We start from the raw sequence: 24,227 nt of genomic DNA on the forward strand, positions 1-24,227 counted from the left end.
GAAAGCCGCGTAGCGAAAGCCCCGCGCCGAGCGGACGGCGCCCGGCGTGCCCGGTCCACCCCCGGCTCGGTACGTCGGTCTCCTCGCGAGCCTGCGGGCCCAACCCCCGTTGCGGGCGGGCCCACCGGCTCCCGGGCAACGAAAAGAGGTCCAGGCGAACCCCCGTCCGCCTGGACCTTCTTCCGTTTCCCCCGTGCTTTCCCCCGTGGTCCCCCGTGACACGGTTGGCTCCCCGTGACCCGTTTCCCCGTGACCCCGTTGCGTGTCGGTTCCCCCCGGAACCGACTCCCCCGTGACCGGTTCCCCCCGGAACCGGCCCCCCCGTCCTACTTGTTACCGCTCCCCCAGACCTTCAGGCGACAAGCTCCCCGAAGGACTCCTCCTCGTCACGGCCGAAGCTGAGGACCTCGTCCTCGCGCATCCGGCGGAGCGACCGCCAGATGCTGGACTTCACCGTGCCGACACTGATGTCGAGGATCTCCGCGATCTCCGGGTCGGTGCGGCCCTCGTAGTAGCGCAGGACCAGCATCGTGCGCTGGAGTTCGGGCAGCCGGGCCAGCGCCTGCCACAGGACCGCGCGCAGCTCGGTGCCGCGCATCGCGTCCGTGTCACCGGCCGTCTCCGGCAGTTCCTCGGTCGGGTACTCGTTCAGCTTGCGGCGGCGCCACGCGCTGATGTGCAGATTGGTCATGGTGCGGCGGAGGTAACCCCCGACCGCGGCCTTGTCACTGATCCGGTCCCAGGCCCGGTACGTCGAGAACAGCGCGCTCTGCAGCAGGTCCTCGGCCTCGAAGCGGTCGCCGGTCAGGTGATAGGCGGTTGCGTACAGGGAGGCGCGGCGCTCCTGGACGTAGGCGGTGAACGCCGCTTCCGCGTCCGCCGTCCCCGCCCCGGAGTGACGCTCCCCCGTGGCCTCCCCGTACGCGGCTCCCCCGTGAGCCTTCCCCCCGGCCGTACCCACAGCGGCTGTCGCCGCCGTGTTCTCCCCCGTGAGGGCGTCAACCACCGTCATGTACGCGGTGTGCTGACGCCCGGCGCCGCGATCGCACCCCCGCCCGATCACAGCGCCGGACTTCTCCCCGGCCCGGGTGACGCCGTGGAGCCGCGTGACAACTGCGCTAGTGCTGGTGCTGTGCAGCGTGTTCATCTCGCGCCCCCCGTCGTGGAGTCCCGGTTCTTCGGTTCGTTCCGTCGTGCGTCCTGCCTTGTGTCCAAAAGCTTGCCGGGGCCACTTCATGGCCGTGTCCGCCGACTGTCACAGACCTGTCACAGGGGCCGTTCCCGGGCGCGGCACAGCGCGATCACAGAGAAGAGCGGTACGACTACGCAGATGACCACTTGGGTCCCCATCGCCGCCCACGGGGAGCCTCGTTGTACGCGAGAGACGAGTGGGAGCGCTCCAACGGTCGATACCCGAGCATGACATGGGCCAGAATGACGTCCGTGCCTTCCCTGTTGCTGATCGAGGACGACGACGCCATCCGTACGGCCCTGGAGCTCTCTTTGACGCGCCAGGGACACCGCGTGGCCACCGCTGCCACCGGCGAGGACGGTCTGAAGCTGCTGCGCGAGCAGCGGCCGGACCTGATCGTGCTGGATGTGATGCTGCCCGGCATCGACGGATTCGAGGTGTGCCGGCGCATCCGGCGCACCGACCAGCTGCCGATCATCCTGCTGACCGCGCGCAGCGACGACATCGACGTCGTGGTCGGACTGGAGTCCGGCGCCGACGACTATGTCGTCAAGCCGGTGCAGGGCCGGGTGCTCGACGCCCGGATCCGTGCCGTGCTGCGCCGCGGTGAACGGGAGGCGAACGACTCGGCGTCGTTCGGCTCGCTGGTCATCGACCGTGCCGCTATGACGGTCACCAAGAACGGCGAGGATCTGCAACTGACGCCCACCGAGCTGCGGTTGCTCCTGGAGCTGAGTCGCCGGCCCGGACAGGCCCTGTCCCGCCAGCAGTTGCTGCGTCTGGTGTGGGAGCACGACTACCTGGGCGACTCACGCCTGGTCGACGCGTGTGTGCAGCGGCTGCGCGCCAAGGTGGAGGACGTGCCGTCCTCGCCCACCCTGATCCGTACCGTGCGCGGCGTGGGCTATCGGCTGGACAACCCTCAGTGACCAAACCGCAGGACAAGCTCCGCGGCTGGGCCGCGGCGCGCAAGGCGTTGTTGTCCGGTCTGCGCTTCACCAGCCTGCGGCTGCGCCTGGTCGTGGTGTTCGGGCTCGTCGCGCTCACCGCCGCCGTGTCCGCGTCGGGCATCGCGTACTGGCTCAACCGCGAGGCCGTGCTGACGCGCACCCAGGACGCCGTGCTGCGCGACTTCCAGCAGGAGATGCGCAACCACGCGAGCATGCTGCCGGTGCACCCGGCGCAGGACGAACTCCAGCGCACGGCCGGGCAGATGGCGAACAGCAGTCAGCGTTTCAGTGTGCTGCTGACCGCCGAGGACGTGAGCGGCAGGATGATCACCGGCAACTCCGAGCTGGACACCTTCACGCTGGAGGACGTGCCCAAGTCCCTCCAGAAGGCGGTGAACAAGCAGCAGCCGCTGTCCTCGAGCAACACGTCCGCGTACCACCTGTACTGGCAGCGGATCACCGAGCACGACAAGCCGTATCTCGTGGGCGGCGCGCGGGTGATCGACGGCAGCACGACCGGTTACATGCTCAAGTCCCTGGAGCCGGAGGCCAAGGACCTCAACTCCCTGGCCTGGTCACTGGGAATCGCGACGGGGCTGGCGCTGATCGGTTCGGCGCTGCTCGCGCAGGCCGCCGCCACCACGGTCCTCAAGCCGGTCCATCGGCTGGGCATCGCTGCCCGCCGGCTCGGCGAGGGCAAGCTGGACACCCGGCTGCGGGTCTCCGGAACGGACGAACTCGCCGATCTGTCACGGACGTTCAACCGGACGGCGGAAGCCCTGGAGAAGCGGGTCGCGGACATGAGCGCGCGGGACGAGGCGTCCCGCCGGTTCGTCGCCGACATGTCCCACGAACTCCGTACGCCGCTCACCGCGATCACCGCCGTCACCGAGATCCTCGAAGAGGAACTGGACGCGGAGACCGGCAGCGTCGACCCGATGATCGAGCCGGCGGTACGGCTGGTCGTCAGCGAGACCCGGCGCCTGGGCGACCTCGTCGAGAACCTCATGGAGGTGACCCGCTTCGACGCGGGCACCGCCCGGCTCATCCTCGACGACGTGGACATCACCGACCAGATCACCGCGTGCATCGACGCGCGCGCATGGCTGGACGCCGTCGAACTGGACGCCGAACGCGGCATGACGGCGCGGCTCGACCCGCGCCGCCTCGACGTGATCCTGGCGAACCTGATCGGCAACGCGCTCAAGCACGGCGGTTCACCGGTCCGGGTGTCGGTGCGCATGGAGGGCGAGGGCGAGGAACTGGTCATCGAGGTGCAGGACCACGGTCCCGGCATTCCCGAGGACGTCCTGCCGCACGTCTTCGACCGGTTCTACAAGGCCAGCGCGTCCCGCCCGCGTTCCGAGGGCAGCGGCCTCGGCCTCTCCATCGCCCTGGAGAACGCGCACATCCACGGCGGGGAGATCATCGCGGCGAACGCGCCCAAGGGCGGGGCGGTGTTCACGTTGCGCCTGCCCCAGGACGCGTCGGAGATCCTCGCCGACGACCCGCAGGGCCGTAACGGCTCCGCGCACGGGAACGGCACGGAAGGCACCGCCGGATGACCACCGCACACCCCACCGGCCCCCGGGCCACGCCCTCCTCGCGGGCCGCCGACTCCACGCGTACCGGACGCCCGTTCCGGCGTCCGCGGCCGGGGCGGGTTCGGCCCTGGCTGGCCGTTCCGTTGCTCGCCGTGCTGGTCTCGGGGTGCGGTATCCGGTCCACGCAGGTGCCCACCGACTTCGGTCCGGCGCCCTCGCGGGTGCCCTGCGCCCTCTCCGGCCCCGACATCTCCACCCAGTCCTCGCACGGGGTGCCGGTCCAGGTCTTCCTGCTCTGCTCGGCGCAGCTGGTGACCGTCGACCGGTCGGTTCGCATCGCGGACGGCACGGCGGAGGCGGCGCGCCGGATCCTGGTGGCCCAGGCGCTGCTGGACGAACTCGCGGAGGCACCGTCGACGCCCGAGGAGCAGGCCGGGTACACGACGGACGTACGCGGCGGCATGACGGTCAGCGGGCCCCACGACGGGGACCCCGAGGACACTCTCCGGCTGAGCACCTCGCCGGAGGACCTCACCTCGACGTCCCTCGCGCAGATCGTCTGCACCTTCTCGGACTCGGCCGCGGCGCAGGACGACGGCAGCGTCGTCCTGGGCGGTCCCGCCCCCGCTCCCCTGCGCAGTTACGAGTGCACCCCCGAGGTGCGTGCCGCCCCGGGCGACGAGTCCCCGGCGTCGACGGCGGTCCGGGGCTCGTGACGTGGCGGGGGCGAAAACCCCCGCCACGGAACCGATCGTGCCGGACCTCGCGTCTTGGGGGGCGTGCAGCGTCAAGGTTCAGACGGCGGCAGCGCCGTCACCCGCGTCCGTGTGGCAGGAGGTGTCCTCCTTGTCGCACATCTGGCGCTCGTCGCCTGGATCACGCTGCGTCCGCTGGACGTCCCCTGGGTGAGCGCCGCCAACCTGCGGCCCTTCGCGGGTCTCAGAGCCGACCTCGCGCTGGGCCCCGAGGTGGCGGCCCGCCGTATCGCCGCGGGCCTCGGGCTGCTCGCCCCGCTGGGCGTCCTGCTCCCGATGGCGGGAGGCAGGCTCGTCGTCTCCCCCCTCGGCTCCCTCCTGAGGACGACCGCAGCGGGCGCGCTGCTGTCGCTGGGCATAGAGCTGCTCCAGACCGGTGTCCCGGGCCAGGTCGTGGACATCGACTCGATCATGCTGAACACCCTCGGCGTGGCCCTCGCGCACCTCGCGATCGTGCCCGCCGCCAGGGCCGGGTTCCGTCGCCGGGCGGAGACGCAGCGGCGTGCGGCCGTCCTTCGGGAGGACCCCGCTCAGGGTCGGACCCCGACGATTCCCAGGGTCGGGATCGCTCCGTAGAGCGACGCTTCGCCCGCTTCGTCCCCGTAGCGTTGAAGACATCGGTGAAGGCATCGATGAGGACGACGGAGCCGGCCCCGCCGGCACTCGACGACGGTTCGCGAAGGAGCCACCATGACCGCCCTTGCCCGCCCCACGAACGGCCGCATGATCGGCGGAGTCTGTGCTGCGCTGGCACGGCGCTTCGGTACCTCCGCGACGACGATGCGTGTCGTGTTCGTCCTGTCCTGCCTGCTTCCCGGCCCGCAGTTCCTGCTCTACATAGCGCTGTGGATCCTCTTCCCCTCCGAGGACAAGGCCTCCCGCACCGCCTGGTGACCCGGGCGGGCACCCCGCGGACACACGGCGAACGCCGGTGGGGCGCACCCGACGAGGGTGCGCCCCACCGGCGTTCGTACAGCCGGAGCGCGTTCGTTCCGTACAACCGAAGGGCCCCGAGCTCGGACAGGCAGGGGACCTCCGTCCGACGGAGAGCGGAGAGCGTCAGCCCAGCGGAATCCCGTTCACCGGCAGACCGTTCGTGGGCAGCCCCTGCAGCGGCAGCCCCCCGAGCAGTCCGGCCACGGGCGCGGTCGGCCCGTTGGCAAGCAGACGCGCGGCAGCGGGCATGGCGGCGGCCGCGCCCGTGCCGAGGGCGCTCTGCCCCTGGGCGAGCGCCCCACCGTCGCCGGGCAGCGCCTCGGTGACGTTCTCGGCAGGCAGCGTCCTGGTGACGGTGTCCAGCGCCGAGGAGGCGTCCGGCACGGCCGGGGCGGCGTTCGCGGCACCCGCTCCGACAGCGGCGAAAGCGGCACCGAGAGCGGCGACACCGAGGGTCTTGGCAGCAGACTGCTTCATCGTGAGTGCGTCCTTGGGATGGGTGAGACAGGGATGTGAGCGGTCCAAAACCGTAAACACGCAAGCCCATCATCCGCAAACATCGAAAAGCGGCCGAATCATGGAGAAGAAGTGAAGACCCGGCCGATTCCCACCCACTCCGATCAGGTCTGATTCTCCACAGAAGCGCTGGTCGAGGCGGTCTGCTGGAACAGCCATTCGGACTTGAGTTCTGCATATCCGGGCTTGACCACGTCATTGATCATGGCCAGTCGTTCATCGAAAGGAATGAATGCTGACTTCATAGCATTGACCGAGAACCACTGCATGTCGTCGAGCGAATAACCGAACGCCTCGACAAGGTGCTCGAATTCCCGGCTCATGCTCGTACCCGACATCAATCGATTGTCGGTATTGACCGTGGCACGGAAGTGCAGGCGCCGCAGCAGTCCGATGGGGTGAGCGGCGTACGAGTCGGCGGCGCCGGTCTGGAGATTGGAACTGGGGCACAGCTCCAGCGGGATGCGCTTGTCGCGGACGTACGACGCGAGCCGCCCGAGCTGCACCGAGCCGTCCTCGCGCACCTGGATGTCGTCGATGATGCGGACACCGTGCCCGAGCCGGTCGGCGCCGCACCACTGGAGGGCCTGCCAGATGGACGGCAGACCGAACGCCTCACCGGCGTGGATCGTGAAGTGGTTGTTCTCGCGCTTCAGGTATTCGAAGGCGTCGAGGTGCCGGGTGGGCGGGAAGCCGGCCTCGGCGCCCGCGATGTCGAAGCCGACGACGCCCAGGTCGCGGTAGCGGTTCGCGAGTTCGGCGATCTCCAGGGCGCGGGCCGCGTGCCGCATCGCGGTGAGCAGAGCGCCGACGCGGATGCGGTGGCCGTTCTCCCGGGCCAGCCGTTCCCCTTCCCGGAAGCCCTCGTTGACCGCCTCGACAACCTCTTCGAGACTGAGCCCGCCCTCCAGGTGCTGCTCGGGCGCGTAGCGCACCTCGGCGTAGACGACCCCGTCCTCGGCGAGGTCCTCGGCGCACTCGGCGGCGACCCGCACCAGCGCCTCACGGGTCTGCATGACGGCGCAGGTGTGGGCGAAGGTCTCCAGATACCGTTCCAGCGAACCGGAGTCGGCGGCCTCGCGGAACCAGAGCCCGAGCTTGCCGGGATCGGTCTCGGGGAGGTTCGAATAGCCTGTGCCGCGGGCGAGTTCGACGATCGTGCCGGGGCGCAGCCCCCCGTCGAGGTGATCGTGCAGCAGGACCTTGGGCGCCCGGCGGATCTGCTCCGAGCTCGGGGTGTTCCGGATCTGGCTCGTCATTTCCGCACTCTAGCCCCTACGCGCGTAGATCTCCTGTTGTACGAATCCGTCGATACGTAACGGTGACCGTGCGGACGGGTGGCGTACACCCTTGCTTCTGACACTGTTCTGTCGTGACTCCTCCCCCTCGCGAACGAGGGGGCTTCTCACGCGACTCCAAGGAGTCTCATGACGGCCAAGCCCTGACCGCTGCCGGAGGCAGGCGCCAGGCGTCCTACGCCACGTAGCGCCTCCGGCACACACGGTGCGTTTCCCGCCCGGGCCCAGGGCCGGGATCCACGCAAGGAGAGAGATGGCACAGCAAGCGACGCCGGTTCGCAGGGCCCGGCTGGGGAGGGCGCTCGGCCCGGAGCCGACGGCGGTCAGCGGAGTTGTCCTGCTGCTGCCGGGCGGCGAGGAGACCTCTGCCCGAAAACCCTCCCCCATGATGGCGACCGCCTCCGTACGCGCGTTGGGGCGGCGACTGACCCGGGCCGGACGCGCGGAAGGCCTGGTCACCCACGTGGTGCACTACCGGGTCCGCGGCTGGAACGGCAGCGAGGCCCATCTCGCGGCCGACGCGTCCTGGGCCGCGGACGAGGTCGTCCGCCGCTACGGCGACGTCCCCGTGTGTCTGGCCGGCATCGACATGGGCGGCCGGGCGGCGTTGCGCGCGGGCGGGCACACGGCCGTCAACTCCGTGCTGGCGCTGGCACCCTGGCTTCCCGAGGACGACGTCGCCGCACCACCCGAACCGGTGAAACAGCTGGCCGGGCGGCGCGTGCTGATCGTGCACGGCACCAACGACGAGCGCACCGACCCGGAGTTGTCCTTCCGGCTCGCGGCGCGCGCGAAGAAGGCCAACCGCGGCATCTGCCGCTTCGAGGTCCACTCGGACGGGCACGCGCTGCACCAGCACCGGCACGAAGTCCTCGCCCTCGCTGAGGACTTCGTGCTGGGCACGCTGTTCGGGCGCGCCTTCTCCCGCCCGGTCGAGGACGCGTTCGCGGCGCCGCCGCCCCTGGGCCTGCGGATGCCGCTGGCGGCGGGCTTCGGGCAGTCGTTGCGGCGGTAACGGGTCCGCCGTGCGTCGGAATCGGAGGCGGGCGGCGGTTCCGCCGCGCGTCGGAGTCCGAGGCGGGCGGCGGTTCCGCCGGTAGGCCGACGGCGGGCCGGGGCAGGCAGCGGACGGGTCGGGCGGCAGGCGGGTCGGGCGGCAAGCGGAGCCACCCGGGCAAGGCGCGGCGGCGGCCCCCGAAGAGGGGCCGCCCGGCCGGTCAGTCGGGCAGCAGGTGGCCGCGGCGAGACAGCAGGAACTTCTTGAAGGCGGCCACCGGCGGGGTGTCCGGGTGGCCGTCGAGCCAGGCGACGCCGATCTCGCGCACGGCGCGCGGGGCGGTGACCGTGAGTTCGACAACTCCCGGACGGGCGACGGCCGGTGGCGGCAACAGGGCGACCCCGAGCCCGGCTGCGACAAGGCCCCGGAGCGTCTCCGCCTCCTCCCCCTCGAAGGCGATACGCGGCCGGAACCCCGCCTCCTGGCAGAGGTCGTCGGTGATGCGCCGCATCCCGTAGCCGGGTTCCAGGGTCACGAAGGTCTCGTCGGCCGCCTCGGCGAGGCGAATGCGCCTGCGGGCGGCGAGCGGATGGTCGACGGGCACGACCAGGCGGAGCTTCTGCTCGTCGAGCCGGCGGCCCACCAGATCGGGCGCGTCCGGCACCGGCGAGGTGAGACACAGGTCCAGCTCGCCCGAACGCAGCCGCTCCAGCATCGCCTCCCCGTAGTTCTGCACGAGGCTGAAGCGGACGCGCGGATGGTCGGCGCGAAACGCGCGGATCAGCCCCGGCACCGTCTCCGAGCCCATCGTGTGCAGAAAGCCGAACGCGACCTTGCCGGTGGCCGGGTCGGCGTCCGCGCGCACCTCGTCGGCCGCGCGCTCGATCTCGGCGAGGGCGCGCTCCACCGAGGAGAGGAAGGTGCGGCCCGCTGGGGTCAGCGACACCGTCCGGCCGCGCCGCGCGAACAGGTCGACGCCCAGGTCCTGTTCGAGCCGGACCATGGCTCTGGACAGCGTCGACTGCGGGACCCGCATCTGCTCCGCGGCCCGGGTGACGTGCTCGGTGCGGGCGACACCGGCGAAGTACGCGAGGCGCGGGGCGAGCACCCTCGAAAAATGCGCGCTGTCTTCTGTGTCACTGAACGGTGACAGGTGAGCCTGTGACCTCTGCTGATGCGCCATGGGAACGATTATGGCGATTCCATGCATTGGACGGATGAACGACGGGTCCCTACGTTCGAGACATGCCTTCCGCCAGTACCGGGGCGCCCACCACCGTGGGCGCCGCCGCCTCCGTCCCCGCCACCGCCACCGCCTCCGTCCCCGCCTCCGTCCCTGTCACCGACTCCGTCACCGACTCCCGTATGGCCCCCGGCGGGCCCGGCTACCGACGGATGAGCTTCGCGCTCTTCCTCGCGGGCGTCGCGACCTTCGCGCTCCTCTACTCCACGCAGGCCCTGCTCCCGCTGGTCTCCGCGGACTTCGGGGTGAGCGCGAGCGAGGCGAGCTGGACGGTGTCGGCCGCGACGGGCGGGCTGGCGCTGTTCGTCCTCCCGATGAGCGCGCTGTCGGAGCGTTTCGGGCGGCGTACGTTGATGACGGCGTCCCTGGCGGTGGCGGTCACCGTCGGTCTCCTGGTCCCCTTCGCGCCGTCGATCGGCGCGCTGGTGGCGCTGCGGGCGGTGCAGGGCGCGGCGCTCGCGGGGCTTCCGGCGTCGGCGACGGCGTATCTGGCGGAGGAGGTCCGTCCCAAGGCGCTGATCACCGCGATCGGTCTGTTCGTCGCGGGCAACAGCGTCGGCGGGATGAGCGGCCGGGTCATCACCGGCTGGGTCGCGCAGGAGTGGGGCTGGCGGGTGGCCGTCGGCACGATCGGGCTGATCGCCGTGGTCTGCGCGGTGGCCTTCCGGCTGCTGCTTCCGGCGCCGCGGCACTTCGCACGGGGTTCGCTGCGGCCGCGGGTGCTGGCCCGCACGGTGCGCGACCATCTCGCGAACCCGCTGCTGTGCCGCCTGTACGCGATCGGCGCGTTGTTCATGATGGTGTTCGGCGGGGTCTACACGGTCATCGGCTACCGCCTCGGCGAGGCGCCCTTCTCGCTCCCGCAGGGCATCGTCGGCTCGATCTTCCTGGTCTACCTGGTCGGTACGGTGTCGGCGTCGACGGCGGGCCGGCTGGCCGGCCGCCTGGGCCGCCGCGGCTCCCTCTATCTGGCGGGCGGCACCACGACCGCCGGTCTGCTCCTCACACTCGGGGACTCGATCGCGCTGGTCCTGCTCGGCCTGGTGCTGATCACCGCGGGCTTCTTCGCGGGCCACGCGGTGGCGTCGTCGTCGGTGAGCCACACCGCGAAGAAGGGGCGGGCGCAGGCGTCGGCCCTCTACCAGTCCGCGTACTACATCGGCTCCAGCGCCGGCAGCACGCTCGGCGCGGTCGCCTTCCACGCCGGGGGCTGGGCGGGCACGGTGGCCATGGGGCTGTTCGCGGTGCTGGGCGTCGTCTCCATCACCCTGTTCGGCTCCCACGCGGCCCGCACCGCCTCCCGCCGCGTGCCGGCACCGGCACCGGCACCGGCACCGGCCCACTGAGCAGAGCCCGGGACACTCTCCGGCACACCCCCTGTGACCTGCTGTTTTCCCCACTCCACACGCCATTGTCAGTGGGCTGCGGTAGCTTCCGAAGTGCCGGCGCAATGACGCGCTGCACGGAAACAGCCACAGGGGTGGGTTGGCCATGAGCGAGGGTACGGCGACAACCGCGGACCTGGACGTCCTGCTGGAGAAGCACCGGGTCGAACTGACCGGGTACTGCTACCGGATGCTCGGCTCGTCCTTCGAGGCCGAGGACGCGGTGCAGGACACGATGGTCCGGGCCTGGCGCGGTTACGACAAGTTCGAGGGCCGCTCCTCGATGCGGTCCTGGCTGTACCGGATCGCGACGAACGTGTGCCTGGACATGCTCAACGCGGGCAACCGAAGGGCTCGTCCGATGGATCTCACGGCTCCCTCACCACTCGCCCAGGCGGCGCTCACCCCGCGACCGGACAACACCTGGCTGGAGCCGGTGCCGGACGCCCGCGTGCTGCCCGCGGCCGGTGATCCGGCGGAGGCGGCGGTCGCCAAGGAGTCGGTGCGCCTGGCCTTCATGGCGGCCCTCCAGCACCTGCCGCCCAAGCAGCGCGCGGTCCTCATCCTGCGCGAGGTCCTCGCGTGGAGGGCGAGCGAGGTCGCCGAGCTGCTCGGCACCACGGTCGCGTCGGTCAACAGCGCGCTCCAGCGGGCCCGCGCCACCCTCGCGGAGAACGACGGGGCGGGCGCGGACGCCGCCACCTCCGACCCGCTCGACGAGGAGCAGCAGAAACTCCTCGAGCGCTATGTGGCGGCGTTCGAGGGGTACGACATGACGGCTCTGACGGCGCTCCTCCACGAGGACGCGATCATGACGATGCCGCCGTTCGACCTGTGGCTGCGCGGCACGCAGGACATCACTGGTTTCATGACGACACTGGGCGCGGCCTGCGCCGGCTCGCTCCTGATTCCGGTCGAGGTCAACGGTCTGCCGGGCTTCGCCCAGTACAAGCCGGACGAGGAAGCGGACGGCTACACGCCCTGGGCGGTACAGGCGCTGGAGATCTCAAAGGGCCGCATCACCGGGTTCCACTGCTTCCTGGACACGGCCCGCTGGTTCCCGCTCTTCGGACTCCCTCTCCACCTCGACGGACCCGAAGGCGCCGAGGCTCTCAGGGCCCGGAGAGCCGGTGGACCCGGAGCTGTCGGAGGTCTCGAAGCGGAGGCCGACCAGGTCGAGTAGGGCGCGCAGCGCCGGGTCCGGGTCACGCAGGCATATCCGGCCTCCTGCCCGGCGGGCCGCCAGTTCCATGCGCGCCAGCGCGTCGACGACGGCGAGGCCGGGCGGCCCGAGGCCCGCGACATCGCAGACCACGACCCCGCCCCCGGTCACCCCGAGGCGGGCACGGACGGCCTCGCAGAGCCGGGGTACCTCGTCCCTGGTGACGAGTCCTGGCATCACGAGTACGGCCGGTGTCGCGGAATCCACAGTCAGTAGACCGTCCGAGGGCACGGAACTCATCGCGGGCGGCACGAAGGTTCAACCGCCGCGGCGCGAAGTTCAGCCCGCGGCGCGAGGGATCATCGCGGGCGGCGCGGCGGATCACATTGACCTGCGCCCGCTCCTCCCCGTTGAGTTGGGTGCATGCCCCATGAATCGGTTCCGCCCGCGATACCCGACGGCCCTCTCCACCCCGAGGGGGCGCCGTGCAAGGGGTGCTGACGGGATTCGCGGTCATCGCCGTCGTCATCGGCGTCGGGTACGTCATCGGACGGCGCGGCTACCTCGGGGACAACGGGCGGGAGGTGCTGACGAAGCTCGCCTTCCATGTGGCCTCGCCGGCGCTGCTGTTCACGACGCTCGCGCAGGCCGACCTGTCGGTCATCTTCTCCAGCCGGCTGCTGGTCACGGCGATGAGCACGGCCGCGGCGGCCGGGGTGTTCGTCGCGGTGGGGGCCGTACGTCGCTGGGGCCTCGGCAGGACGACGATCGGCGCGCTCTGCTCCAGTTACGTCAACTCGGGCAACCTCGGTATCCCGATCGCCGTGTATGTGCTGGGCGATGCCTCGCTGGTGGCGCCGGTGCTGCTGTTCCAGCAGATCATGGTCACGCCGATCGCCCTGACCGTGCTCGACCTGTCCGGGGCGGGCGAGAAGGGTCCGCTGTGGCGGCGGCTGATCACACCGCTGCGCAATCCGATCGCGGTCGGTTCGCTGAGCGGGGTCGCGGTGTCGGCGACCGGTCTGACCGTGCCGGGCCCGATCCTGGATCCGCTCCGGCTGATCGGCGGCATGTCGGTGCCCGCGGTGCTGCTGGCGTTCGGGATCTCGCTGTGCGGCAGCAGTCTGCCCGGCCGCGGCTCGGACCGGGGTCCGGTGCTGCTGTCCGTCGCGCTGAAGGCGGTGGGCCAGCCGCTGGCCGCCTGGGCCCTGGCCGTCGGCGTGTTCGGTCTGCACGGGGCGCCGCTGCTCGACGTGGTGGTCACCTCGGCGCTGCCCGCCGCGCAGAACCTGTTCACGTACGCCTCGCGCTACCGGGTCGGCGAGACGCTGGCCCGTGAGTCCATCCTGCTCTCGACGATCCTGGCCGTACCGGTGCTCGTGGTGATCGCGGCCGTGCTCGGGTGAGACACGAACGGGGACCGGCGCGAGCGCGCCGGTCCCCGTCATGGACGTGACGATCAGGCGATCCGGTCCAGCACGATCGGCGTGGCCTTGAAGTCCGTACCCGCCGGGGCGATGTCGTACGAGCCCTCGACGCCCTGGAGCGCGTAGTCGAAGCGGTCCGGGGTGTCCGTGTGGAGGGTCATGAGGGGCTGGCCCGCCGTCACCGTGTCACCCGGCTTGGCGTGCAGCTCGACACCCGCGCCGGCCTGCACCGGGTCCTCCTTGCGGGCGCGTCCGGCGCCCAGGCGCCAGGCGGCGATCCCGATGTCGTACGCGTCGAGACGCGTCAGCACACCGGAGGCCGGGGCGGTGACGACGTGCGTCTCGCGCGCGGTGGGCAGCTCGGCGTCCGGGTCGCCGCCCTGCGCGGCGATCATGCGGCGCCACACGTCCATCGCGGAGCCGTCGGCGAGTGCCTTCGCCGGGTCGGCGTCCTTCACTCCGGCCGCGTCGAGCATCTCGCGCGCCAGGGCGATGGTGAGCTCGACGACGTCGGCGGGGCCGCCGCCGGCGAGGACCTCTACGGACTCGCGGACCTCCAGGGCGTTGCCCGCGGTCAGGCCGAGCGGCGTAGACATGTCGGTGAGGAGCGCGACGGTCTTCACGCCGTGGTCGGTGCCGAGGCCGACCATCGTGGCGGCCAGCTCGCGGGCGTCCTCGATGGTCTTCATGAAGGCGCCGGAGCCGACCTTCACGTCCAGGACGAGTGAGCCGGTGCCTTCGGCGATCTTCTTGGACATGATGGAGGAGGCGATGAGCGGGATGGCCTCGACCGTGCCGGTGACGTCGCGGAGCGCGTAGAGCTTCTTGTCGGCCGGGGCGAGGCCGTCGCCGGCCGCGCAGATGACCGCGCCCGTGGTGTCGAGGACGTGCAGCATCTCCTCGTTGGACAGCAGCGCGCGCCAGCCCGGGATCGACTCCAGCTTGTCCAGGGTGCCGCCGGTGTGGCCGAGGCCGCGTCCGGAGAGCTGGGGCACCGCGGCACCGCAGGCGGCGACCAGCGGGGCCAGCGGGAGGGTGATCTTGTCGCCGACGCCGCCCGTGGAGTGCTTGTCCGCGGTCGGGCGGGACAGGGACGAGAACTCCATGCGCTCGCCCGAGGCGATCATCGCGGCCGTCCAGCGGGCGATCTCACGGCGGTTCATGCCGTTGAGCAGGATCGCCATGTTGAGGGCGGCCATCTGGTAGTCGGCGACCTCGCCGCGGGTGTACGCGTCGATGACCCAGTCGATCTGCGGATCGCTGAGTTCGGCGCGGTCCCGCTTGGTGCGGATGACGGAGACGGCGTCCATGGCCATGGCGTTCCTTCCGAAAAGATGAGCGGCCCCTCCCTGGGATCGGTCGATCAGGAGGGGCCGCGGGGCATTACTTGGTGAGATGTCCGGGACCGAAGGCCTGCGGCAGCATCTCGGAGAGGGACACGAGCCCGTCCGGCGTCTCCAGGATCAGTTCGTCCCCGCCGAACTCGAAAAGCAGCTGCCGGCAGCGTCCGCACGGGACGAGGATCTCGCCCCGCCCGTCGACGCACGTGAAGTGCGTCAGCCGGCCGCCGCCGGTGGTGTGCAGCTCCGAGACGAGACCGCACTCGGCGCACAGGCCGAGGCCGTAGGAGGCGTTCTCGACGTTGCAGCCGGAGATGATCCGGCCGTCGTCGACGCGGGCGGCGGCGCCGACCGGGTACTCCGAGTAGGGGGCGTACGCACGGGACATCGCCGTACGAGCCACCTCCCGCAGCTCCTCCCAGTCGACGTCCGCGGACTGCGCGCCGACGGCTGTCACTTGCCCTGTCCCTTCCGGTACGGCAGGCCGTCGGCCTTCGGCATGCGCAGGCGCTGCGCCGACAGCGAGAGGACGAGCAGCGTGATGACGTACGGCGTGGCGGAGACGATCTGGCTGGGCACCTCGTTGGTCGTGGCGTACCAGAGGAACACGAGGACGCCGATGACCAGGGTGATGACGGCGGACACGTACTTCTTCTTGACCGCGAACCAGATCGCGCCGATGCCGAGCAGGATGGCGCCGAGCAGCAGCAGGGCGTGGACGTTCTCCGAGCCGCCGCGCAGGTTGAGGCTGTCGGTGTAGCCGAACAGGACCGCACCCAGGGCGAGTCCGCCGGGCATCCAGTTGCCGAAGATCATCGCGGCGAGACCGATGTAGCCGCGGCCGGCGGTCTGACCCTCCAGGTAGAAGGGGTTGGCGACGATGGAGAGGAAGACACCGCCGAGGCCGGCCAGGCCGCCGGAGATGATCACGGCGATGTACTTGTACTTGTAGACGTTCACGCCGAGCGACTCGGCCGCGATCGGGTTCTCACCGCAGGACCGCAGGCGCAGACCGAACGGGGTGCGCCACAGGATCCACCAGGTGGCGGGGATCAGCGCGACGGCGATCAGGGTCAGCCAGGAGACGTCGGTGACCAGGCCGCCGAGCAGACCCGCGACGTCCGAGACGAAGAACCAGCCCTTGGAGTTCAGGGTGGTGAGCCAGTCGGAGAGCCCTGGCACGGTGAACTGGCCGAGCGATTCGACCGGCGGGGACTGCTTGGCCGAGCCGCCCGGGACGCCCTCGAAGGCGAGCGGGGAGAGATAGCGGGTGGCACCGAGCGCCAGGATGTTGATGGCCACACCGGAGACGATGTGGTTGACGTTGAAGGTGACCGTCATGATCGCGTGCAGCAGACCGCCGACGGCGCCGCCGATGACGCCGACCAGGATGCCGGTCCACGGGCCCCACTGGTAGCCGGCCCAGGCGCCGAACCAGGTGCCGAGGATCATCATGCCTTCGAGGCCGATGTTGACGACGCCCGAGCGCTCGGCCCACAGACCGCCGAGACCGGCCAGGCCGATCGGGACGGCCAGCTCCAGCGCGGTGGACATCTGGCTGACGTTGGTGATGCCGTCGGCGCCGGTGATGATGCGGACGATCGAGGTCAGCGCCAGGCCGCCCGCGATCACCAGCAGGAGGACGGGAAGCGACATCCGGCGGCCGCCGGGGGCCGCGGGCTGCTGCGTGGGCTGGTTGACGTCGGTTGCGGTGGTCACTGGCCAGCCACCTCCTTCTGGGTGTTGTCGGTGGCGCCGAGGACGTTGCCCGCGGCGAGTTCCGCGCCGACGCGGCGCTGCTGGCGGCGCAGACCCCACTCGCGGACGGCCTCGTACGAGACCACGACCGCGATCACGATCAGGCCCTGCATGATGACCGCGATTTCCTTGTCGTACCCGTGGAAGTCGAGCTCGGGCGAGGCCTTGTCCAGCCAGGCCCACAGCAGGGCCGCGAAGGCGATGCCGACGGGGCTGTTGCGGCCGAGCAGCGCGATGCCGATACCGAGGAAGCCGATGCCGGTCGGGAAGTTGAGGCTGTAGGTGTGGGTGTCGCCGAGCAGGATCGGCAGACCCGCGAGACCGGCGATGCCGCCGGAGAGCAGCATCGCGGTGAGCACCATGCGCTTGGGGTCGACACCACTGGCCGCGGCGGCGGACTCGGAGGCGCCGGAGGCGCGCAGGTCGAAGCCGAAGCGGGTGCGGTTGAGGACGATCCAGTAGCCGATGCCCAGGACCACGGCGAGGATGACCAGACCGTAGATCTCGCCCGCGTCACCCATGTTGAAGCCGGGGACCCAGCCGGACTTGTGCATCTCGCCGGTGGTGTTGTTGTTGCCGAGCTTGACGCCGAAGACGTCGGGCAGCCACAGGTAGGCGATGACGGAGGTCGCGATCGCGTTGAGCATGATCGTCGCGACGACCTCGCTGACCCCGCGGGTGACCTTGAGGACACCGGCGATTCCGGCCCAGAACGCGCCGGTACAGATGGCGGTCACCATCAGCAGCGGGACCTGGAGCACGGCCGGCAGCGCGACGTGCGCGCCGACGATCGCGGCCATCATGGCGGCGAGCTGGTACTGACCGTCCACGCCGATGTTGAACAGGTTCATCCGGAAGCCGATGGCCACCGCCAGCGCCGCGATGTAGTACAGCGAGGCCTGGTTGATGATCAGGACCTGGATGTCGGAGTACGTCGCCTGCTGGAACATGATCGTGTACGGCTCGATCGGGCTCTTGCCCGAGGCGAGCAGCACGATCGAGGTCAGCGCCACGGCGACGACGAGCGCGATGACCGGTCCGGCCACCCCGAGGAGCAGGCGCTCCTTGTCGAACTTCTTCATCAGCGGGCCTCGTCTTCCGGGGCGTCCGCCGGGTTCTCGGCGGGCTCTTCGAGCTCGGCCGCTTCGGCGAGCTCCTCGTTCTCCAGGTGTCCGGAAGCGGCACCGGTCATGGCCGAGCCGAGTTCTTCCGGGGTGATGGTGGCCGGGTCCGCGTCCGCGACCAGCTTGCCGTTGTAGATCACCCGGAGCGTGTCGGACAGGCCGATCAGCTCGTCCAGGTCCGCGGAGATCAGCAGGACGGCGAGTCCTTCGCGGCGCGCCTCGCGGATCTGGTCCCAGATCTGCGCCTGCGCGCCGACGTCCACACCGCGGGTGGGGTGGGCGGCGATCAGGAACTTCGGCTTGTGGCTCATCTCGCGGCCGACGATCAGCTTCTGCTGGTTGCCGCCGGACAGGGAGGCCGCGGTGACGTCGATGCCGGGGGTGCGCACGTCGTACTCCTCGACGATGCGGCGGGTGTCCTGCTGGGCACCCTTGATGTCGATCCAGATGCCCTTGGCGTTGGGCTTCTCGGTGACATGGCCGAGGATGCGGTTCTCCCAGAGGGGGGCTTCCAGGAGGAGGCCGTGGCGGTGGCGGTCCTCGGGGATGTAGCCGATGCCGCTCTCGCGGCGCTTGCGCGTGGACAGGCCGGTGATGTCGTCGCCCGCGAAGCGGATGACACCGGAGTCGGCGGACTTCAGGCCGATCAGCGCGTCGATGAGCTCGGTCTGGCCGTTGCCCTCGACACCCGCGATGCCCATGACCTCACCGGCGTGGATGGTGAAGGAGACATGGTCGAGCACGAGGCGTACGGCGCCGCGCTCCACCTCGTCCATGAGCAGGGCGGCGGAGCCCTTGCCCATCGACACCGAGCCCTTGGCGAAGACGACCAGGTCGTCGACCTCGATCACGGCCCGGTCGGTGACCGTCGACTCGGAGGTCTCCGGCGTCGGCAGTTCGCTGCCGACCATCAGCTCGGCGAGCTGACGCGGGGTCGTCTCGGAGGGCACGGCGGTGCCGACCGTCGTACCGCGCCGGATGACCGTGATGTCGTCGGCGACCGAGAGGACCTCGCCCAGCTTGTGCGAGATGAAGATGACCGAAAGGCCCTCGGCCTTGAGTTCGCGCAGGTTGTCGAAGAGCGCGTCGACCTCCTGCGGCACCAGGACTGCGGTGGGCTCGTCCAGGATCAGGATCTGAGCGCCGCGGTAGAGGACCTTGAGGATCTCCACGCGCTGCCGTTCGGCGACGCCGAGCTCCTCGACCAGGACGTCGGGGCGGACCCCGAGGCCGTAGCGGTCGGAGATCTCCACGATCTTGCGGCGGGCCTTGGCGCCGATCCCGTACAGCTTCTCGCTGCCGAGGGTGACGTTCTCCAGGACGGTGAGATTGTCGGCCAGCATGAAGTGCTGGTGGACCATGCCGATGCCGCGGGCGATGGCGTCGGCGGGGGACGAGAAGGTGACCTGCTCGCCGTCGACGGCGATGGTGCCCTCGTCCGGCTTCTGCATGCCGTAGAGGATCTTCATCAGCGTCGACTTGCCGGCGCCGTTCTCGCCGACGAGGGCGTGCACGGTGCCCTTGCGGACGCTGAAGTGGATGTCGTGGTTGGCCACGACGCCAGGGAATCGCTTGGTGATCCCGGCGAGTTCGACAGCGGTCGCCTGACCGTTGACCGCGCCGGCCGGAGGGCTGCTTGACGCGTTGATGGCGCACTCTCCTGAGGGAAAGGGGGTCGTCTACGCGCGTAGCGCCCCTACGGCAACGAAAGGGGCCACGCGCCGCGAGAACGGGATACGGGGAGCCAGACTCCTCGTATCCCGTTGAGCGGACGTAACCCCGCGGTTACCAAGCGACTCCGGGGCAGAACAGGCGCCTCCCCGTGCCGGACGGCACAGAGACGCACCCGAACTTCCCCGGGACCGCATTGGCTGCTCCTGAGGTACTGCTCGTCAGCTGGTCTTGACCTTGATCGCACCGCTGATGATCTTCTCCTGGGCGGCCTTGACGGCGTCCTGGATCGCGGTGTTGCTCTTGTAGGCCGGGTTGGAATCGGCCAGGCCGACCTCACCGGACTTCAGATCGCCCCGAACGATACCGCTCTCGGGCTTGCCGTCCTCGACCGACTTCGCCAGGTTGTAGACCGCCTTGGCGACGTCCTTGGTGGCGGAGGTCAGGATCGAGTCCTTGTACTGGGCCAGCGCTTCCTGCAGGTACTGGTCGGAGTCGACACCGATGGCCAGGACCTTCTTGGCGGAGGCGGCCTCGATGACGCCCTGACCGGAAAGACCGGCCGCGGCGTAGACGACGTCGGCCTTCTTCTCGATCTGGCCCTCGGCGGCCGTCTTGCCCTTGTCGGGGCTGGAGAAGCCACCCTCCTGGGCGGTCTGGGTCAGGTACTGCGAGAAGACCTTGACGCCCGGCTTGGTGTCCTTGACGCCCTGCTCGAAGCCCGCCTGGAACTTGTGGATCAGCGGAACGTCCACGCCGCCCACGAAGCCGACGACATTGCTCTTGGTGGCCTTGGCGGCGGTGACGCCGGCCAGGTAGGAGGCCTCCTGCTCGGAGAAGACCAGGTCCGCGACGTTCTTCGCCTCGACGGTGGAGTCGTCGACGATGCCGAAGGTCGTGTTCGGGAACTTCGCGGCGGCGGCCTTGACGGCCGGGCCGTAGGCGTAACCGATGCCGATGACCGGGTTGTAGCCCTGCTTGGCCAGCGAGACCAGGCGCTGCGTCTTGTCCGCGTCCGTCTCGCCGTCGGTGGGCTCGACGTCGGCGGTGGCGTACTTGAACTCGCTCTTCGCCTTCTTCAGACCCTCGAACGCTGCGTCGTTGAAGGACTGGTCGCCCTTGCCGCCGACGTCGTACGCGATGGCGAGACCCTTGTGACCCTTGGAGTCCGTCGAGGACGAGCCGGAGGTCGAGGTGCCGCCACAGGCGGACAGAGCGAGGGCGAGAGAGGCGGTCGCAGTACCTGCGAGCGCGATGCGGGTAACCCGGCGCATTACATGTGCTCCTGTCGTTCAGCGCCTGACGGTTCAGCTTCGGCGCTGGCTTCGCCGCAGATTAACGCGCGTAGACCAACTAGAAAACCCCTTCTGTCCACCTTGTTATCCGGCTGTGCCCGACGCCACTCGCCCGCGGGCCGGTGACTTGCCGATCGCAAAGGGAATGTGGCGGTGGGCGACCCCGGAAACGGACAGCGGAACGGGCGGGCACCTGGGGCGCCCGCCCGTTCCGCTGTACTTCGACCGTGTTCGCCCGTCCGGCGGGGAGGTGGCGGGACCGGCCCGCCGCGATCACCCCGCCGCTCGCGGCGACTAGCTGGTCTTGACCTTGATGCTGCCGTCGACGATCGCCGCCTTGGCCTTGGCCACGGCGTCGGTGAGACCGGCGATCTCACCCATCTTCGGGTTGCTGTCGGCCAGGCCGACACCGTTGACCTTGAGGTCGAAGGTCTGCGTACCGGTCAGCGGCTTGCCGTCGTGGACCGACTTGGACAGCGTGTAGACCGCGCCGCCGACGTCCTTGAGCGCGGAGGTCAGGATGTGGTCCTTGTACGCCGACAGCGCCTGCTGCTTGTACTGGTCGGAGTCGACGCCGATCGCCCAGACGTTCGCCTTGGCGGCGGCCTCGATGACACCCTGGCCGGACAGACCGGCCGCGGCGTAGAGGACGTCGGCGCCCTTCTCGATCTGGCCCTCGGCGGCGGCCTTGCCCTTGTCGGGGCTGGAGAAGCCACCCTCCGCCGCGGTCTGTGTCAGATACTGCGAGAGGACCTTCACGCCGGGCTTGGTGTCCTTGACGCCCTGCGTGTAGCCGGCCTCGAACTTGTGGATCAGCGGAACGTCCACACCGCCGATGAAGCCGACGGTGTTGCTCTTGGTGGCCTTGGCGGCCGCGACACCGGCGAGGTACGAGGACTCCTGCTCGGCGAAGACCAGGGAGGCCACGTTCTTGCCCGGCACGACCGAGTCCACGATGCCGAAGCTGGTCTTCGGGAACTTCGCGGCGGCCTTCTCCAGCGCGGGGCCGTAGGCGAAGCCGATGCCGATGACCGGGTTGTAGCCCTGCCTGGCCAGCGACTCCAGGCGCTGCTGCTTGTCGGCGTCCGTCTCGTTGTCGTTGGGCTCGACGTCGGCCGTCTTGTAGCCGAACTCCTTCTGGGCCTTCTCGAGACCGGCGAACGCGGCGTCGTTGAAGGACTGGTCGCCCTTGCCGCCGACGTCGTACGCGATGGCGAGGCCCTTGGCGCCACCGCTCGCGCTGCTGTTGCTGCTGCTGTTGCTGTCGCTGCTGGTGCCGCCGCAGGCCGTGGCGGCGAGTGCGATCGACGCGACCCCCACCGCGACGCGGGTCAGGCTGGCTATCCGACGCATCTGAAGCTCCCCATTCTCCAAAGCCCCGCAGTGGGTGCTGAGTTCGGCGCACATTAACGCGCGTAGACCGTCCAGGGAACGGGGTTTCGCCTGGCCGTTATCCATTCGTGCCGATGGCCGGTTACGTCCTTGTGAACCACGGGACCGAAAGGCGCGTTTGGGGATGCAGCACCCTCCACGACCATCACGCGATGTGTCCGGAAAACGGAGCCCGGGTGACGGAGCGGTTGGTTCCTGCTCCACGGAGTGACTGTTGACGATGACTTGGACCACGCTACTGCGGAGGGTCTGGGGGCGCGACCGGAGTCACCCGGCCGCACCCTCGGCCGCGGGGCCCGCCCGGGCGGGCCCTGGTCCAGGAGGCCGTCAGTTCCGCTCGTCCAGGAGCGCCGCCGCGGTGAACATCTCGACGCCGACCGTGATCGCGTACTCGTCCGCGTCGAAGTCGCCCCGGTGCAGATCGCGGGTGGTGCGGTCGCCCGGCGGGCGCACCCCGAGCCGGGCCATCGCGCCGGGCACGTGCTCCAGGTACCAGGAGAAGTCCTCACCGCCGAGGCTCTGCTCGGTGTCCTCGACGGAGTGCGCGCCGCGCCGGGCGGTCATCGCGTCGCGGAGCAGGTCGGTCACGGCCGGGTCGTTCACGACCGGCGGGACGCCCCGGATGTAGTTGATCTCCGACTTGGCTCGGTAGAGGTTCGCGATCTCGTCGATGGCCGCGTGGACGAGGTCGGGCGCCGCCCGCCAGGCGTCGAGGTCCAGACAGCGGATCGTCCCGGACAGTTCGGCGTGCTGCGGGATCACATTGCAGGCGTGACCCGACTCGATGCGCCCCCAGGTGACCGCGAGCCCGCTGCGGGCGTCCACGCGCCGGGCGACGAGCGCCGGCACGTCGGTCACGACCCGCGCGGCGGCGGTGACGAGATCGGTGGTGAGGTGGGGGCGCGCGGTGTGGCCGCCCGCGCCGTCCAGGGACACTTCCAGCCGGTCGCACGCCGAGGTGATGGCGCCGTGCCGCAGTCCGATACGCCCCGCGTCGACCCTCGGGTCGCAGTGCACGCCGACGATCCGCCCGACTCCTTCGAGCACGCCCGACTCGATCGCGTCCGGAGCGCCACCGGGCAGCACCTCCTCCGCGGGCTGGAAGACGAGCCGGACGCGCCGGGGCAGCAGCCCCTGGGCGTGCAGGTCCGCGAGGACGAGACCGGCGCCGAGCACGACCGCCGTATGGACGTCGTGGCCGCAGGCGTGGGCCCGGTCGGGCACGGTCGAGCGGTACGCGCAGTCACTCTTCGTGTCCGGGATGGGCAGCGCGTCGATGTCGGCGCGCAGCGCCAGCATGGGGCGTACGTCGTCCGCGTCCCCGATGTCACAGATGAGGCCGGTCCCGATGGCGAGGACACGCGGCTTCAGGCCCGCCTGCTCCAGGCGGGCCTTGATCGCCGCGGTCGTACGGAACTCCTGGTTGCCGAGCTCCGGGTGCATGTGAAGGTCGCGACGGAACGCCACGAGTTCGGCGCGCAGTGCCTCGGGCAGCGCGCCGGGGAGCAGCGGCTCCCCGGGGAGATCGGCCTCGGACTCTCGGGACATCAGTTGGTTCACCCTTTGAAGGGTAGGACGATCGGGCGGCCAACTAACCCACGATCAACAAAAGTTCAGCCCGTTAGGGGAAGAAAATCTGACCGCGCGGCGCATGGTCGGCGACGAGGATGGGTAAACTCGCCCGGCTCTTCGGGCGTTTGGATCTTGAACGGGCGCAGGTGACCGGCCGTGATCCGAGTCGGCCGGGGATCGCCCGCCGATGTGCACGAGGGAACGCCCGGCTCACCCGAGCGCATTCCCTTGTCCGGCCTCCACAGTCTCACAACACCGCACCCGGATTCCGTAACCGTCACCACCGCGCGACAGCCATGTCACGTTCCGTGATCCGCGGGGTGCGGGCGGGCGGTACGAGGCCCTCCCACACCCCGGGTGGGCCCGGCACCACGGCCCGGTGCGGGCGGTCCCCGCGCGGGCGACCCCGTGTCCTGGTGACCGGACAGGGTCGGTCCCGGCGCAGATGGCCGGGCGCGGGCGGCGCCGACGTGGGCGGCGGGGCGCGCGTGAGCCTGGCGTGTACAGGCCCACGCGCACCCAGCCCCCGCACGGACGGCCCGGCGTGGACAGCCCCGCGTGGACAGCCCGGCGTGGACAGCCCCGCGTGGGTCGGCCGGACGTGGGTCGGCCGGATGTGGGCCTCGCACGAGCAGTCTCGGCGGGCCGGACGGGCGGGCAAGGCAGCCCG

The 24,227-nt window shown here is 70.3% G+C and carries 21 protein-coding genes and 1 pseudogene; 9 read left to right on the forward strand and 13 right to left on the reverse strand.

Annotated elements, in window-relative coordinates; genetic code table 11:
• Positions 1-352 precede the first annotated feature (352 nt).
• A complete protein-coding gene (locus N4G66_RS39580) occupies positions 353-1,147 on the reverse strand; it encodes a SigE family RNA polymerase sigma factor (protein ID WP_261709144.1) in 795 nt (264 codons plus the stop codon).
• 296 nt (positions 1,148-1,443) lie between these two features.
• On the opposite strand from N4G66_RS39580, the gene afsQ1 reads away from it, so the two are divergent.
• The 5 genes from afsQ1 (at position 1,444) to N4G66_RS39605 (ending at position 5,335) form a co-directional block, all read left to right on the forward strand.
• Positions 1,444-2,121, forward strand: a complete 678-nt coding sequence (afsQ1, locus tag N4G66_RS39585) for a two-component system response regulator AfsQ1 (RefSeq protein WP_037625670.1) — start codon at positions 1,444-1,446, stop codon at positions 2,119-2,121.
• Entirely contained in the window at positions 2,118-3,707 is a 1,590-nt protein-coding gene (locus N4G66_RS39590; protein WP_261709145.1) for a sensor histidine kinase, read from the forward strand. Before afsQ1 ends, N4G66_RS39590 begins: the two co-directional genes overlap by 4 nt.
• Complete coding sequence (locus N4G66_RS39595) at positions 3,704-4,402, forward strand: hypothetical protein (RefSeq protein WP_261709146.1); 699 nt, start codon at positions 3,704-3,706, stop codon at positions 4,400-4,402. The genes N4G66_RS39590 and N4G66_RS39595 overlap by 4 nt, the downstream gene beginning before the upstream one ends.
• Positions 4,403-4,465: 63 nt before the next feature.
• A complete protein-coding gene (locus N4G66_RS39600) occupies positions 4,466-5,017 on the forward strand; it encodes a VanZ family protein (protein ID WP_261709147.1) in 552 nt (183 codons plus the stop codon).
• Between the two features lie 114 nt (positions 5,018-5,131).
• Complete coding sequence (locus tag N4G66_RS39605) at positions 5,132-5,335, forward strand: PspC domain-containing protein (protein ID WP_261709148.1); 204 nt, start codon at positions 5,132-5,134, stop codon at positions 5,333-5,335.
• A gap of 165 nt (positions 5,336-5,500) precedes the next feature.
• Here the strand turns inward: N4G66_RS39605 and N4G66_RS39610 are convergent, their stop codons facing one another.
• Both N4G66_RS39610 and N4G66_RS39615 read right to left on the reverse strand, forming a co-directional pair.
• Positions 5,501-5,854, reverse strand: coding sequence for an ATP-binding protein (locus N4G66_RS39610; protein ID WP_261709149.1), 354 nt, complete (start codon positions 5,852-5,854; stop codon positions 5,501-5,503).
• A 143-nt stretch (positions 5,855-5,997) separates the two neighbouring features.
• Complete coding sequence (locus N4G66_RS39615) at positions 5,998-7,152, reverse strand: adenosine deaminase (protein WP_261709150.1); 1,155 nt, start codon at positions 7,150-7,152, stop codon at positions 5,998-6,000.
• 292 nt (positions 7,153-7,444) lie between these two features.
• Between N4G66_RS39615 and N4G66_RS39620 the strand changes: the two genes are divergently transcribed.
• A complete protein-coding gene (locus N4G66_RS39620) occupies positions 7,445-8,206 on the forward strand; it encodes an alpha/beta hydrolase (protein ID WP_261709151.1) in 762 nt (253 codons plus the stop codon).
• Positions 8,207-8,408: 202 nt separating this feature from the next.
• Here N4G66_RS39620 and N4G66_RS39625 read toward each other — a convergent pair whose 3' ends face one another.
• On the reverse strand, positions 8,409-9,371 hold the full coding sequence (locus tag N4G66_RS39625) for a LysR family transcriptional regulator (RefSeq protein ID WP_261709152.1): 963 nt from the start codon (positions 9,369-9,371) through the stop codon (positions 8,409-8,411).
• A gap of 62 nt (positions 9,372-9,433) precedes the next feature.
• Here N4G66_RS39625 and N4G66_RS39630 point away from each other — a divergent pair, with 62 nt between their 5' ends.
• Positions 9,434-10,777: an MFS transporter gene (locus tag N4G66_RS39630; RefSeq protein ID WP_261709153.1), complete on the forward strand. Its 1,344-nt coding sequence runs from the start codon at positions 9,434-9,436 to the stop codon at positions 10,775-10,777.
• Positions 10,778-10,922: 145 nt separating this feature from the next.
• Positions 10,923-11,999 carry a sigma-70 family RNA polymerase sigma factor gene (locus tag N4G66_RS39635; RefSeq protein WP_261709154.1) on the forward strand — a complete coding sequence of 359 codons (1,077 nt, stop codon included), beginning with the start codon at positions 10,923-10,925 and terminating at the stop codon, positions 11,997-11,999.
• Between the two features lie 39 nt (positions 12,000-12,038).
• Here the strand turns inward: N4G66_RS39635 and N4G66_RS39640 are convergent.
• Positions 12,039-12,278 (reverse strand): annotated as a pseudogene (locus N4G66_RS39640) (STAS domain-containing protein); the annotation flags it as partial.
• Between the two features lie 185 nt (positions 12,279-12,463).
• On the opposite strand from N4G66_RS39640, the gene N4G66_RS39645 reads away from it, so the two are divergent.
• Entirely contained in the window at positions 12,464-13,384 is a 921-nt protein-coding gene (locus tag N4G66_RS39645; RefSeq protein WP_261709155.1) for an AEC family transporter, read from the forward strand.
• 53 nt (positions 13,385-13,437) lie between these two features.
• Here the strand turns inward: N4G66_RS39645 and N4G66_RS39650 are convergent, their stop codons facing one another.
• From N4G66_RS39650 to N4G66_RS39685, 8 genes are all read right to left on the reverse strand, one after another.
• Positions 13,438-14,721, reverse strand: coding sequence for a thymidine phosphorylase (locus N4G66_RS39650; RefSeq protein WP_261709156.1), 1,284 nt, complete (start codon positions 14,719-14,721; stop codon positions 13,438-13,440).
• Between the two features lie 67 nt (positions 14,722-14,788).
• Entirely contained in the window at positions 14,789-15,202 is a 414-nt protein-coding gene (locus tag N4G66_RS39655; protein WP_261709157.1) for a cytidine deaminase, read from the reverse strand.
• Entirely contained in the window at positions 15,199-16,464 is a 1,266-nt protein-coding gene (locus N4G66_RS39660) for an ABC transporter permease (RefSeq protein WP_261709158.1), read from the reverse strand. The genes N4G66_RS39655 and N4G66_RS39660 overlap by 4 nt, the downstream gene beginning before the upstream one ends.
• Positions 16,461-17,585 carry an ABC transporter permease gene (locus N4G66_RS39665; RefSeq protein WP_261709159.1) on the reverse strand — a complete coding sequence of 375 codons (1,125 nt, stop codon included), beginning with the start codon at positions 17,583-17,585 and terminating at the stop codon, positions 16,461-16,463. The genes N4G66_RS39660 and N4G66_RS39665 overlap by 4 nt, the downstream gene beginning before the upstream one ends.
• Positions 17,585-19,276 carry an ABC transporter ATP-binding protein gene (locus N4G66_RS39670; RefSeq protein ID WP_261709163.1) on the reverse strand — a complete coding sequence of 564 codons (1,692 nt, stop codon included), beginning with the start codon at positions 19,274-19,276 and terminating at the stop codon, positions 17,585-17,587. The genes N4G66_RS39665 and N4G66_RS39670 overlap by 1 nt, the downstream gene beginning before the upstream one ends.
• Before the next feature lie 243 nt (positions 19,277-19,519).
• Positions 19,520-20,572 (reverse strand): BMP family lipoprotein, encoded by a 1,053-nt coding sequence (locus N4G66_RS39675; RefSeq protein ID WP_261709160.1) that lies wholly within the window; start codon positions 20,570-20,572, stop codon positions 19,520-19,522.
• 315 nt (positions 20,573-20,887) lie between these two features.
• Complete coding sequence (locus tag N4G66_RS39680) at positions 20,888-21,946, reverse strand: BMP family lipoprotein (protein ID WP_261709161.1); 1,059 nt, start codon at positions 21,944-21,946, stop codon at positions 20,888-20,890.
• A gap of 366 nt (positions 21,947-22,312) precedes the next feature.
• A complete protein-coding gene (locus N4G66_RS39685; RefSeq protein ID WP_261709164.1) occupies positions 22,313-23,533 on the reverse strand; it encodes a M20 family metallopeptidase in 1,221 nt (406 codons plus the stop codon).
• Positions 23,534-24,227 lie beyond the last annotated feature (694 nt).

It is taken from the genome of Streptomyces rhizosphaerihabitans (genome assembly GCF_025399795.1).
Classification (GTDB): domain Bacteria; phylum Actinomycetota; class Actinomycetes; order Streptomycetales; family Streptomycetaceae; genus Streptomyces; species Streptomyces rhizosphaerihabitans.